Here is a 13,323-nt window from a genome sequence, read left to right as displayed (position 1 = left end):
CATGCGGAGAGAGCTGATGACACGGGCGCTGGAGACCCAGAAGGACCCGTGGGACGTCATCATCATCGGGGGGGGCGCGACCGGCCTCGGGTGCGCCGTGGACGCATCGTCCCGCGGATACCGCACGCTTCTCCTGGAACAGCACGACTTCGCCAAGGGAACGTCGAGTCGTTCGACGAAGCTCGTACACGGGGGAGTCCGGTATCTCCGCCAGGGAAACGTCTCGCTCGTCCTCGAGGCACTCAAGGAGAGGGGCCTCCTCCTACGCAATGCGCCCCACCTCGTACGAAATCTACCTTTCGTCGTTCCAAACTATAGCTGGTGGGAAGGGCCGTTTTACGGCATCGGCCTGAAGATGTACGACGTTCTCGCCGGCCGTTCAGGATTCGGGCGGTCGAGGCACCTATCCAAGGCGGAGACGATCGAACGGATTCCGACGATCGAGCCGGAGGGATTGGACGGTGGGGTCATCTACTTCGACGGCCAATTCGATGACGCGCGCCTCGCGATCAACCTCGCCCAGACGGCGGCAGAGCAGGGGGGGATCCTTCTCAATTACGTGAAGGTCACCGGACTTCTGAAGGAAGAGGGCGAGATACGCGGGGTTCGTGCCGTGGATCAGGAGAGCGGGGCATCTTACCAGCTCTCCGCGAAGGTGGTCGTCAATGCCACGGGAGTCTTCTCCGACACGGTGCGGCAGATGGACGATCCGGAGGCGGTGCGAATGATCTCACCCAGCCAGGGGGTGCATATCGTTCTGGACCGATCCTTTCTTCCCGGCGACAGCGCCATCATGGTGCCCAAGACCGACGATGGGCGCGTCCTATTCGCGATTCCCTGGCACGACCGTGTTGTGGTCGGTACGACCGACACTCCCGTCGCGACAATCTCGCTCGAACCGCATCCCCTCGCGGAGGAGGTGTCGTTCCTCCTGGAGCACACGGCCCGCTATCTGACTCAGGATCCGAAGCCCGAGGACGTCCTCAGCGTCTTCGCGGGCCTTCGACCTCTCGTCAGCCACGACTCCCACGAGGGGACCGCGTCCCTTTCCCGGGACCACACACTCGATATCTCAGACTCCGGTCTCGTGACGATCGCAGGCGGCAAGTGGACCACCTACCGGAGGATGGCGGAGGACACGATAGACCAGGCGGCCACCCTGGCGGGACTCGAGGACCGCGAGTCGGTCACCAAGGGGCTCCATATCCACGGATACCACACGCGGGCGGACGAATTTGCCACCCTGTCGGACTATGGTGCCGACGCTCCCCTGATCCAATCGCTGATGCAGGAGGACCGGCGTTACGGGGAGCGCCTACATCCCGACTACGATGTGCGTGTGGCCCAGGTCGTTTGGGCCGTGCGGCACGAGGCGGCCAGAACCGTCGAGGACTTCCTCTCCCGCCGCAGCCGCATGCTCCTCATCGACGCCCGCGCGAGCATGGTGATGGCGCCCCAAGTGGCGCGGTGGATGGCGGAGGAGTTGGGTCGGGACGCGGGATGGCAGGAGTCTCAGATCGAGGCCTACGCGGTTCTCGCATCGGGATATCTCTGGTCGGAGAGCGGGTTCACCGCTGCGAGCGCATAAAGATTCCTCGGTCTCTTCCTCACATCTCTTCAACACTAGGAACCCGACCATGTCACCCTTCATGGCTGAATTCGTCGGCACGGCTCTCCTCCTCCTCTTCGGCGACGGCGTCGTGGCGAACGTCGTCCTCCGGGGCACCAAGGGGGCCGACTCGGGATGGATCGTGATCACATGGGGGTGGGCGATGGCCGTCTTCGTGGCGGTTTTCTGCGTCGCGGCCTTCAGCGGGGCGCACATCAATCCCGCCGTGACGGTCGGGCTCGCGGCCGCGGGAGAGTTTCCCTGGGACATGGTTCCGAGTTATCTGGCAGCCCAGTTCCTCGGAGCGGGCCTCGGAGCCTTTCTCGTGTGGGTGCACTATCACCCGCACTTCGGCGCCACGACCGATCTCGATGCGAAGCTCGCGGTCTTCTGCACCGGTCCCGCCATTCGCCGCACCGGAGCCAACTTCATTTCGGAAGTGATCGGGACGTTCGCCCTCGTCTTCGCGGTCCTCTACCTCGCCGCACCGAACGTGGCAGGATTGGACGGCGGCCCCGGGGGGCTCGGAGCGATCGATGCGCTCCCCGTGGGGCTCGTCGTGCTCGTCATCGGGCTCGCCCTCGGGGGCACCACCGGGTACGCGATCAATCCCGCACGCGACCTGAGCCCCCGAATCATCCACGCCATCGTGCCGATGCCGGGAGGGAAGCGCGACAGCGACTGGAGTTACGCCTGGATTCCGGTCGCCGGCCCGCTGGCCGGAGGAGTCCTCGCGGCAGTCGCCTACATGGCCCTGAGCGGCGGTTCGGTGAACGTCCTGGGGTGACCTGACATCACCGCGAAGCGAGCTCGTCGGAACGCGTCATCGCCATGAGTCCCACATCCAGATATTCACGATTCCGCACCGCCGATCGTGGTCCCACGCATAGGCGATGGGGACGTCAATCGCGTCCTTGTAGACTTCGATTCCGGCTATGTCCGCAAGCGGGAGATAATCAATGGGATACAGAAGGGGCCAACGGTTGAGCCGCACGTCAATGCAGTCCTCTCCATTTCCGGAGTCGGGGTGCCAGAGAGTCTTGTATCCGCTGGGACTGACGCGGACCGCGAGGCCTGCCACTTCGGCAATGTGGTCCGTGAGGGATGGCGGCTTCAGGAGGCCAACGATCGCTCCCGCCAGGAACGTCCCCTTCTCCAGGAGTTGGTTTCGGCGAACCCATGCCTCACCCCGGGTGACCCAGGGCGCAGGAGGCGCCCTCGCAATGACCGGATCCAGGGCGATCGGCCGCGGCTCGAGGGCGATGGCGGAAAGGGCTAGGTCTTCACTCGCACCGACGAAAAGGGAGTCGATCCCGGGCCCGACATAGGCAAGATGTTCGACTTCGAGCCGGAGCGGCCCGCCGCCCGCCCGAAGCGACACCCGGAATAGACCCTCACTGTCGGAGACGCCGGTTCCCACCAGTTCTCCCTCGGCATTCCGGATTGCCACTTGCACGGCCGCGATCCCGGCCTGAGTCCCCTCGTCCACAAAGCGGCCGGATATCGCCTGGCCCCTGAGAGAGCTCGGTACGGCAAGCAGGACAACAAAGGCCGCGGCGCCGAGGGCCGCGCAGCGAATTTGGGAACCGGCCGTTGCGGGTCGCATCGCACTTCCTGTCCATCTGTCGCGACGAGAAACTTCCGGGTCGAATCTACCCGCTGCACGGCGGCCCGCGCCAATGCCTCGTTGCGTAAAGCGTTCCTCCGGTGCCGGGTTCGCCCTAGATTTGCCTCAAACCCCGGGGTGGCAAGGCTCCCCGGGGGGGAAGCGGCAGGGATACTTCAGTGCGACGAACGTGGTTTCGGGGCGTGGCGCAGCTCGGTAGCGCGCCTGCTTTGGGAGCGCATTTCTGCCGTCGGCCAGCGTCGGCTAGCGTTGGGAATGCTGGATTCAGCCGTCGGTTGGGTCCGGGGGCGTCGGCCGGCGTCTGAGCAGTAGTCGACCCAAATTGGATGCAAGCACGCTCGCCCGCCTCTCATCTGTGACGTCGCCGAGGCAGCGCCGACGCGCAGGATTGCGATGAGTTCGGGCCGCTACTACGTTGCTCGTCGCCTTCCGCTACCCCAGCGTCCGCCACCTCCGTTGGCGGCTCCGTTGAGAAGGAGCCTCACAGCTCGACTTGGGGTTGGACCTCATCCCCTGAGGTCGTTATGGCACCGGCGTCCGTCACTTCGGCCAAGTCCGCGATAAGACTGCTCCGATTCGCTGCTCCGGCACTCTTTCTCATTTCCTGCGATAGCGACTCGGCGACCTCACTCATCGAGCCCATGGAGCCGGCATTCTCGGTCGTCTCGGGCAACGAACAAGTCGGCGCGCCCGGGGTGGAGCTTGCCGACCCCCTGGTTGTTCGCGCCGAGGATTCTCGCGGCCGTCCACTGAGAGGACAGATCATCAACTTTCGAGTAGTCAGCGGGGGAGGCACGGTGTTCGCAGGTGCCGCCATCACGGATCAACAGGGCACTGCTCGTGAGCGATGGACTTTGGGCAGTGAGGGCGTCCAGCGTGTCGAGGCGAGAGCAGTGGATCCTGCGACCGGTGCTCCCCTGATATTTGGCGTATTCACGGCGACCTTTCTCGATGGGGAAGCCCCGCTCGTCCAGCATGCTGCTGCGCTACCGAACCCCGCGCTCACGACCGACGTCGTGCAGCTTACGGCCCAGGCAAACGACCTCGGCACCGGTGGCTCTTCCATCGCCTCTGCTGAATTTCAGGTGGATGGAGGATCGTTTACCGCGATGGCTGCAGCGGATGGGACCTTTGACGAGTCCGACGAGCTGGTGATTGGGCACCTCCAGGCGCCATCCGTCGGAGTGCACGAGATCTGCATTCGCGCGACCGATACTGCCGCGAATTTGAGCGGCACAGCGTGCGTCACCTTGACCGTCACGGAACCGATTGCCACGGACTTCACTGGACTGTGGGCCCACGAGCAGATTGACTACGTGTGCGGTGCGCCGGATCTGCCGCTTGTTAATGTCTCCTTCAGCAGTTTGGGGGTGACTCACACCGATCTGCTCATCACGCTCACGTCAGTAGGAAGTGACAAGCCAGGTGTCATGTTCGGGCAACCCCCATTCGATGGCGCGTTCACGGTCAACTCAGCCTACTCGGGGGGTGAGTTTTACGAGATTGTGGGATCCTTCGATTCAGCTAATACCATGACAGCGGTCCTCACGATTGAGTTCGTCGGAGAACCAGCCGGCACAGACTGCGTCAACCAGACCTTCGCGATCAACGCGATTCGAATGTAGGCCATGACCGGAGCAGTGGTGAGGCCGTGCAGGCACGGACCTCTCTCGTGGTTGGGTCCACACGCTGACCGTTCCGTACTTCAGCGGGCCCGCTTTGGGAGGAGATTATCTTCGGGGATCACGACCGCCCGGCTTTCGACCCCGAAGTGAAGTAGCGGACCGTAGACACAAGCGTCAGAAACTCGCCTCCACCCCCCTTCGCCCGCTCCGCATCACTGCCGACGAACGAAGAGGGTCTTGACCCGAGCTGGGCTGGGTCGCGTGATTTTCAATGTGCGGGGCAAGGTACCCTGTGAGAACGCAAGCAAGGAGGCTGGATGCACTTCCCAAAGGGTGCTCCGATCAGTCCGAGGTACGCTGAAGGGGACGAGGTACAACTCAAATCCGGTGGACCTCGCATGACGGTCGCTTCCCTTGAGGCCGTCGGCGACGGCCTCGGCGGGTTCACGATCGAATGTATGTGCGAGTGGTTCGTCGGTGCATACCGCGAGTCGGCGACGTATCCCGAAGATGCGTTGGAAGCCGCCGCAGACGTTCCCGCTCCGGGCCGAGTTGGATTCCGGGTCTGATCGAAATCGGGAGATAAGTGACCCGCGCCCGTGCCCAATCGCCGCTTGGCCCCAGCCGAGCGCACCAGACAGGGCAGGACCGAAATGTTGTGCCCTATTCGTGCCCTAATGAGTGCTTGGAGCACGTGGCACAATGTAGTTAACGCATTGTAGGAGAAACACTTGCGGGGCGTGGCGCAGCTCGGTAGCGCGCCTGCTTTGGGAGCAGGAGGTCCCCGGTTCGAATCCGGGCGCCCCGACTGACGGTATGATCCAGGAGTCCCGCGACCGGATCTGGTGAGCGAAGCGAGCCTAATCCGGGCGCCCCGACTGTTCTCGAAGAGCTACGCGGCTCGGGTCGAAAATTCCCACCTCCGTCCTCTCAACGGACCGCGACACCTTGAGCCCATCCGGAGATGACCTCTCCCTGGTCCAGCGTGCCCGCCTCCATGGCAACCGACGGGCCATCGTCGTGCCGGAGGGGGTCTTCACCTACGCGGACCTTCTGGCTTCTTCGTCAGCGGTGGCGCACGCCCTCCTTTTGGACGCCACGGATCTCGCGGAGGAACGCGTAGCCTTCCTCGCCCCGCCCGGTTTCGACTACGTCGCGGTCCAGTGGGGGATCTGGCGGGCCGGCGGTATCGCCGTCCCCCTGGCGACCTCCCATCCGACGCCCGAGCTCGAATACGTCCTGGACGACGGAGAGCCGGCCGCCCTCGTCCTCCACCCGGAGCTCGCGGAGCGAATTCGGTCCGCCGCGGAGAATCGCGGAATCCGCGTCCTCCTCACGTCGGAGATCATTCCACGACTCCCGGAAATCCCGTCCCGGACATTCCCGACCCTGGACCGGGGCCGCCGCGCGCTGATGCTCTACACCAGCGGAACCACGGGGCGCCCGAAGGGGGTCGTCACCACCCACTCGAATCTGGAGGCCCAGGTCGCCTCTCTCGTGGACGCGTGGGAATGGAGCGCCGACGATCAGATTCTCCTCGTTCTTCCGCTGCACCACGTGCATGGCATCGTCAACGTGCTCACCTGCGCGCTCTGGTCGGGTGCATGTTGCCAGATCCTCCCCGGCTTCGACGCCGAAGAGACGTGGAGAGGCATCGCCCTCGGCGACCTCACCCTCTTCATGGCCGTCCCGACGGTTTATTCGAAGCTTCTCGCGAGCTGGGAAGCGGCTTCCCCCGCTCTCCGTGAGGCGAGGTCCGAAGGGTGCCGGGCCATGCGGCTCATGGTTTCGGGATCCGCGGCCCTTCCCGTCACGCTCCTCGAGCGGTGGAAGGAGGTGAGCGGTCATGTCCTCCTCGAACGTTATGGGATGACGGAGATCGGGATGGCCCTCTCGAACCCTCTCCGGGGAATGCGGCGCCCCGGATTCGTCGGGCAGCCACTGCCCGGAATGAAGGTCAGACTCGTGGACGAGGAGGGAAGGGAAGTCCCTGCGGGGTCGGAAGGGGAGATCGAAGTCCGCGGTCCCACAGTGTTCAAGGAATATTGGCGGCGGCCCGAAGAAACGGCGCGTTCGTTCCGGGAGGGGTGGTTCAAGACCGGTGACGTCGCGGTCGTCCTGGACGGCGACTATCGAATCCTGGGCCGCCGAAGCGTGGACATCATCAAGACCGGAGGTTATAAGGTGTCGGCCCTCGAGGTCGAGGAAGTTCTTCGCACGCATCCGGAAATCGCCGAGTGCGCCGTCGTCGCGATTCCGGACGAGGAGTGGGGGGAACGGGTGGGGGCCGCCGTCGTCCCGCATGAGGGATGCGAGGTGGAGGCGGCCTCCCTCCGTACCTGGGCGAAGGAACGGCTCGCGCCGTACAAGGTGCCTTCCGTCGTTCTGGCCCTGGCGCATCTCCCGCGCAACGCCATGGGAAAAGTCACGAAGCCCGAGGTCACGAAGCTCTTCAAGGAAGCGGCCCCGTGATTGACGCGATTTTCGAAAACCTGCGGGAATACTGGCAGCTCCACTCTCTTCTCGCCCTCTACACGGTGATGCTCGCCTGGCACGCCTGGAAAGGGAACAAGGATACGAAGGGGCTCGCGGACTACTACGTGGGCGGACGCTCGATGGGCGGGGTCGTTATCGGGCTCTCCTTCTTCGCAACCTACGGGAGCACGAACAGCTTCGTGGGATTCGCCGGGCAGTCCTATGCGTGGGGGCTTCCCTGGTTTCTCCTCGTCCCCTTTCTCGTCGGCTTCGCGCTCCTGGCCTGGATTGCCATCGCTCCGCGCCTCCGCCGCTTCACGGAAGCGCTGGACTCGCTGACGATCGCGGACTTCGTCGGTCTCCGATTTTCGAGCACGCCGGCGCGCGTCTTCGCGGCGAACATCATCCTCTTCGCCTCCTTTTTTTATCTGAGCGCGGTTTTTCAGGGAATCGGTCACCTCCTCGAGTATTACATGGAGATGCCGTATGTCTGGGCGATCGGGGTCGTCTTCCTCGTCACCATGCTCTACACGGCGGTCGGAGGATTCATCTCCGTCGTGCGTACGGACGCGATCCAGGGAGTGGTTCTCGCCATCGCGGGCATCGTCCTGATCTGGGGAACGGCGAGCGCGGCGGGAGGACTCGGTGCCATGGAATCGCTCAGGGCCACACCGGAGGGAGCTCAGCTCCTTTCGTTTCGAGGAGGAATCGCTCTTCCGCTCCTCCTCGGCACACTCTTTTCGGCGACCGTGAAGATGGCCGTGGAGCCGCGCCAGCTCTCGCGCTTTTACGCCCTCGCAGACGCCAGGGCCCTGAGGACCGGGATGTGGGTCTCCGTCGGGCTTTTCGCCGTCGTGTACGCGTGCCTGGTTCCGCTGGGCCTCTTTGCGCACGGCATCCTGGGCTCGGGAATCACGGATACCGACCTCGTCGTCCCGCAGCTCCTCATCTCACGCGAAGTCTTCAGCTCCGGAACCGCGGCCTTCTTGATGGTCGCCATGGTGGCCGCTGCGATGTCGTCCGTGGACAGCGTCCTCCTCGTCATGGCTTCGACCTGCGAACGCGACATCGTCGGTATCTTCCGGCCCGGTCAAACGGATGCGGGTGCCCTGCGGCAAACGCGGTGGTACGTGGCCCTCTTCGCATCCATCACGGCCGTCATCTCTCTGAACCCGGCGTCCGGGATCGTGACCCTGACCGCCTTTTCGGGCGCCCTCTACGCTGCCTGCTTTTTCCCGGCCGTTCTCCTCGGGCTCTTCTGGCGCCGCGGGAATGGACCGGTCGTCATGTCGTCGTTCGTGGCGGGGCTCGTCGTCCTTCTCGTCTGGGAATACGTCCCGGGTTCCGCCGTCATCCACGAAGTTTTCCCGGCGGTCCTTCTGTCTTTCGGGGCGTACGTCGGGGTCGCGGTCCTGACTCCGCCTGCCCGCGTCGAAACGGTGGATCGACTCTTCGGCGAGCTGGAAACCGAGGCGTTGGCCGCCGCCTCGGCCGTTCGCGGATGAAGGTCGAATCGTCTCCTCGGTTGACCTCCGGCGACAAAACTCTAGACTTGGCCCATCCCGGTTTTCACCCCAACGCTCCGCTGCTTCCGCATCCCTCCGGTCGTACTGGAGGAAGAATCGGCCGGGCACTCCCGCGAAGCCTCTCCGACATGAAGCCGACCGAACGTCCGAATAACCCCGCCTTCGGGTCGGGGCCCACCACAAAACGTCCCGGCTGGACCCTCGACGCACTGAAAGGCGCCCTGGTCGGGCGCTCCCATCGAGCGGCTCCCGCCAAGGAACGCCTCGCCGAGGTCATCGAGCGGTCGCATTCACTTCTCGGGCTCCCGAAGGACTACCGGCTCGGAATCGTGCCGGGTTCGAACACCGGGGCCTTCGAGATGGCGCTCTGGTCTCTTCTCGGCGCGCGCGGGGTGGACATCCTCTCCTGGGAGAGCTTCGGTGCGGGCTGGGTGAGCGATGTCCGCAAGCAGCTCAAGCTCCCGGATGTCCGAGCCTTCGAAGCTTCCTACGGAGAGCTTCCCACCCTCGAGTCGGTGAGTTCGGCCCGGGACATCGTCTTCGTCTGGAATGGGACCACGTCCGGTGTTCGGGTCCCGAATGGGGACTGGATCGCCCCGGACCGGGAGGGCCTGACCATTTGCGACGCGACATCGGCCGTTTTCGGGATGGAGATTCCCTACGACCGGCTCGATGTCGTCACCTATTCCTGGCAGAAGGTGCTCGGCGGGGAAGGGGCGCACGGGATGATCGCGCTGAGCCCGCGCGCGGTCCAACGGCTGGAGAGTTACACGCCGCCCTGGCCCCTCCCGAAGGTCTTCCGACTGACCAAAGGCGGAAAACTTCTCGACGGAATCTTCAAGGGAGAGACGATCAATACTCCTTCCATGCTCTGCGTCGAGGACGCATTGGACGGCCTGCGCTGGGCGGAACGTGTCGGAGGCGGACCCGGCCTCATGGAACGCACGCGGAAGAACTTCGCGGCGATCGCGGGGTGGGTCGAGCGAACCCCCTGGGTGGACTTTCTGGCGCGCAGCCCGGAGACGCGTTCTCCGACCTCCATCTGTCTGAGCGTGGTTGCGCCCGAGGTCACCGCGCTTCCGGAAGAAGACCGGGCGAAGCTCATCAAGCGCATGGTCTCCCTCCTCTCCGAAGAGAAGGTAGCCTACGACATCGCGGCCTACCGCGACGCTCCACCGGGACTTCGGATCTGGGGAGGCGCGACGGTGGAAGCCTCCGACCTCACCGCCCTCACTCCTTGGCTGGACTGGGCCTTCACCGAGGCGGCCCGTGGCTAAGGTCCTCATCGCGGACAAGCTGAGTCCAGCGGCCGTCCAGGTACTCACCGACCGGGGAGTCGAGGCGGACTACCGCCCAGGCCTGTCCGAAGACGAGTTGGTGGCCCTCGTCGGCGCCTACGATGGGTTGGCGGTACGCTCGGCCGTGAAGGTCACGGAGAGAGTCCTCGACGCCGGCGACCGCCTCCGGGTCGTCGGGCGCGCCGGGATCGGCGTGGATAACATCGACGTTCCCGCCGCGACGGCACGGGGCGTGATCGTCATGAACACCCCCTTCGGGAATTCCGTCACGACGGCGGAACATGCGATCGCCCTCATGATGGCATTGGCCCGTCAGATCCCGGCGGCCGATCGCTCGACCCGTAGCGGGAAGTGGGAAAAATCTCGCTTCATGGGGATGGAGCTCGCCGGGAAAACACTGGGCCTCATCGGATGCGGAAACATCGGGTCGATCGTCGCTTCCCGGGCTCAGGGGCTCGGGATGAAGGTCATGGCCTACGACCCCTTTCTTTCTCCCGAGCGCGCCCAGGAGTTGGGTGTCGAGCGGGCCGAGCTCGACGAGCTCCTGGCGAGGGCCGACGTGATCTCGCTTCATACTCCGCTCAACGATAGCACGCGCAACATCCTGAGCCGGGAGGCGCTCGCCCGCACCAAACCTGGCGTCCGCATCATCAACTGCGCGCGTGGCGGTTTGATCGACGAAGCGGCACTCCATGAGGCCGTGGTCTCGGGGCACGTCGCGGGGGCGGCGGTGGATGTCTTCGAAATGGAGCCCCCGGGGGATCATCCCCTTTTCGAGCTGGACAATGTGATCGTGACGCCGCACCTCGGGGCGAGCACGGGGGAGGCGCAGGAAAAGGTTGCAGTCCAGATCGCACAACAGATGGCCGACTTTCTCCTCACTGGCGCCGTCGCGAACGCCGTAAACATGCCCTCCGTCACCGCCGAGGAGGCCCCGCTTCTGGCGCCCTACATCGCGCTCGCGCGCCAGCTCGGCAGCTTCGCCGGCCAGATCACCGAGACCGGGCTCCAGGGCGTCACGATCTCTTATTCCGGGCATGCGGCGACACTGAACAACCGGCCGGTCACCGCCGCCGCGCTCGAGGGACTCCTCTCGCCGCTCCTGGCGAGCGTCAACGCGGTGAACGCCCCCGTGCTCGCCCGTGAACGGAACATCCACGTGACGACCGTCGAGCGGGACCGGGCGGAGGGATACGAGACGCTCATCCGACTCACCGTGAGCACCGAACGGGGAGATCGAACCGTGGCCGGCACGCTCTTCCAGGGCGGGGGACCCCGCCTCGTGGAGATCCAGGGGATCGCCATGGAGGCACGCCTGGCCCCGCGGATGCTGTTCACCCGCAATTCGGACCGGCCCGGGTTCATCGGGGCACTGGGGACCGCTCTGGGGGACAACGGCATCAACATCGCTTCGTTCCACTTGGGACGGAACGAGTCGGGTGACGCGCTCGCCCTCGTGGAGGTGGACCAGGACGTGCCCCCCAAGGTCATGGAGACCATCACCTCACTCCCCCACGTGATCCAGGCGCGCGTCCTGTCTTTCTGACGCATGAGCGGGACGCGAGTGGGGAAGTGCGCATGGGTGAAAATCTTCCTGCGTTGACCCCGCTTCCTCGGCTCCTTTAGCTTCCCCTCGGCCGCACGCGGCCATTTCGCGCCCGTAGCTCAGCTGGATAGAGCATCGGCCTTCTAAGCCGAGGGTCCCAGGTTCGAGTCCTGGCGGGCGCGCTCGCTCCCCCCGTTTCTTGTCCCTCCGGGCGGTGGGAGCACCACAAGGAAGTGAAGGCTGTTCCGTGGGGCGCATGAGTCCCCGCGCTTTACCGACGGTTCTTTATCCGATAACTTTTATTGCTAGGGCCACGTTGCCTTTCGGGGCACGCGGCCCCGACGGTTCGAGGGCTTCCACGGTGGGCGTAGCTCAGTCGGTTAGAGCGCCAGGTTGTGGCCCTGGAGGTCGCCGGTTCGATCCCGGTCGCTCACCCTCAGCCGACCCCCGATATGCACGGTTGGCGCCTGATTTCACCCCCTACGGGGCGAGTCGCACAACGCCCCGCGTGGCGTTGACACGCGGGCAGTGTAGGCTTATTCTCTACGTCCTCGCGAGGAACCGGGACTAAGGCCCGTTCGGACGCGAGCCGGGAGGTCGGGAACGGCTTCCCGCTGTGGCAGAGAACGCTGTTTGAAAACTCGGGTCTCGAGAGAACGAATGGGCCCACGTTCGGCAAGCACTACGTCTTGCCGATTCGGCGACCTCCTCGTGAGGCGTCGGTGGGAGAAATGAACGTAGATTCCGGACACCGATCAGAGATCGGAGTTCACCAGAGCTGATTGAACTACTTCAACGGAGAGTTTGATCCTGGCTCAGGACGAACGCTGGCGGCGTGCCTAACACATGCAAGTCGCACGAGGACGACCCTTCGGGGTCGAGCCGAGTGGCGGACGGGTGAGTAACACGTGACCAACCTGGCTTCGAGTGGGGGACAACCTGGGGAAACCCGGGCTAATACCGCGTAAAGCCTCATGGCCGCATGGCCGTGAGATGAAAGAGGGCCTCTGCTTGCATGCTCTCGCTCGAGGGGGGGGTCGCGGCGTATCAGCTAGTTGGTGGGGTAACGGCCTACCAAGGCGACGACGCGTAGCGGGTCTGAGAGGACGACCCGTCACATTGGGACTGAGATACGGCCCAGACTCCTACGGGAGGCAGCAGTGGGGAATATTGCGCAATGGCCTAACGGCTGACGCAGCGACGCCGCGTGTGGGATGACGCCCTTCGGGGTGTAAACCACTGTTGCTCGAGACGAATAGCGAGCTTTAGCTCGCCTGACGGTATCGAGTGAGGAAGCACCGGCTAACTCCGTGCCAGCAGCCGCGGTAATACGGAGGGTGCGAGCGTTAATCGGAATTACTGGGCGTAAAGCGCGCGTAGGCGGTTGGTTAAGTTAGCTGTGAAAGCCCCGGGCTTAACCTGGGAATTGCAGTTAATACTGGCCAACTAGAGTCTGGTAGAGGGTAGTGGAATTCCAGGTGTAGCGGTGAAATGCGTAGATATCTGGAGGAACACCAGTGGCGAAGGCGACTACCTGGACCAAGACTGACGCTGAGGTGCGAAAGCGTGGGGAGCAAACAGGATTAGATACCCTGGTAGTCCACGCCGTAAACGATG

Annotated in this window: 9 protein-coding genes, 3 tRNA genes and 1 rRNA gene; 12 read left to right on the top strand and 1 reads right to left on the bottom strand. The window is 64.3% G+C overall.

All coding sequences use genetic code 11. The annotated features are described in order from the left end of the window. Position 1 precedes the first annotated feature (1 nt). A complete protein-coding gene (locus WEG36_00065) occupies positions 2-1,588 on the top strand; it encodes a glycerol-3-phosphate dehydrogenase/oxidase (GenBank protein MEX1255988.1) in 1,587 nt (528 codons plus the stop codon). Positions 1,589-1,637: 49 nt separating this feature from the next. Further along, complete coding sequence (locus tag WEG36_00060) at positions 1,638-2,396, top strand: MIP/aquaporin family protein (GenBank protein MEX1255987.1); 759 nt, start codon at positions 1,638-1,640, stop codon at positions 2,394-2,396. A gap of 36 nt (positions 2,397-2,432) precedes the next feature. Here WEG36_00060 and WEG36_00055 read toward each other — a convergent pair whose 3' ends face one another. Continuing rightward, on the bottom strand, positions 2,433-3,215 hold the full coding sequence (locus WEG36_00055; GenBank protein MEX1255986.1) for a carboxypeptidase-like regulatory domain-containing protein: 783 nt from the start codon (positions 3,213-3,215) through the stop codon (positions 2,433-2,435). Positions 3,216-3,877: 662 nt separating this feature from the next. Between WEG36_00055 and WEG36_00050 the strand changes: the two genes are divergently transcribed. The 10 genes from WEG36_00050 to WEG36_00005 form a co-directional block, all read left to right on the top strand. Then, positions 3,878-4,861, top strand: coding sequence for a hypothetical protein (locus tag WEG36_00050; GenBank protein MEX1255985.1), 984 nt, complete (start codon positions 3,878-3,880; stop codon positions 4,859-4,861). 317 nt (positions 4,862-5,178) lie between these two features. Continuing rightward, positions 5,179-5,430, top strand: coding sequence for a DUF2158 domain-containing protein (locus tag WEG36_00045; protein MEX1255984.1), 252 nt, complete (start codon positions 5,179-5,181; stop codon positions 5,428-5,430). Between the two features lie 165 nt (positions 5,431-5,595). Beyond that, positions 5,596-5,669 (top strand) — tRNA-Pro (locus WEG36_00040). Between the two features lie 140 nt (positions 5,670-5,809). Further along, the gene (locus tag WEG36_00035) at positions 5,810-7,333 is read left to right on the top strand and encodes an acyl-CoA synthetase (GenBank protein ID MEX1255983.1); all 1,524 of its coding nucleotides are present in this window, start codon (positions 5,810-5,812) and stop codon (positions 7,331-7,333) included. Further along, positions 7,330-8,841, top strand: coding sequence for a hypothetical protein (locus WEG36_00030; GenBank protein ID MEX1255982.1), 1,512 nt, complete (start codon positions 7,330-7,332; stop codon positions 8,839-8,841). The genes WEG36_00035 and WEG36_00030 overlap by 4 nt, the downstream gene beginning before the upstream one ends. 149 nt (positions 8,842-8,990) lie before the next feature. Then, complete coding sequence (locus tag WEG36_00025) at positions 8,991-10,139, top strand: phosphoserine transaminase (GenBank protein ID MEX1255981.1); 1,149 nt, start codon at positions 8,991-8,993, stop codon at positions 10,137-10,139. Next, entirely contained in the window at positions 10,132-11,706 is a 1,575-nt protein-coding gene (gene serA / locus WEG36_00020; protein MEX1255980.1) for a phosphoglycerate dehydrogenase, read from the top strand. The genes WEG36_00025 and serA overlap by 8 nt, the downstream gene beginning before the upstream one ends. A gap of 108 nt (positions 11,707-11,814) precedes the next feature. Continuing rightward, positions 11,815-11,888, top strand: a tRNA-Arg gene (locus WEG36_00015). A gap of 179 nt (positions 11,889-12,067) precedes the next feature. Further along, positions 12,068-12,141 (top strand) — tRNA-His (locus WEG36_00010). 357 nt (positions 12,142-12,498) lie between these two features. Further along, positions 12,499-13,323: ribosomal RNA gene (locus WEG36_00005) — 16S ribosomal RNA — on the top strand; the annotation flags it as partial.

It is taken from the genome of Gemmatimonadota bacterium (assembly GCA_040882465.1).
GTDB lineage: Bacteria > Gemmatimonadota > Gemmatimonadetes > Longimicrobiales > Gaopeijiaceae > JBBEBG01.
The sequence above is the reverse complement of the archived record's forward strand: the minus strand, read 5'-3'. Positions and strand labels throughout refer to the sequence as shown.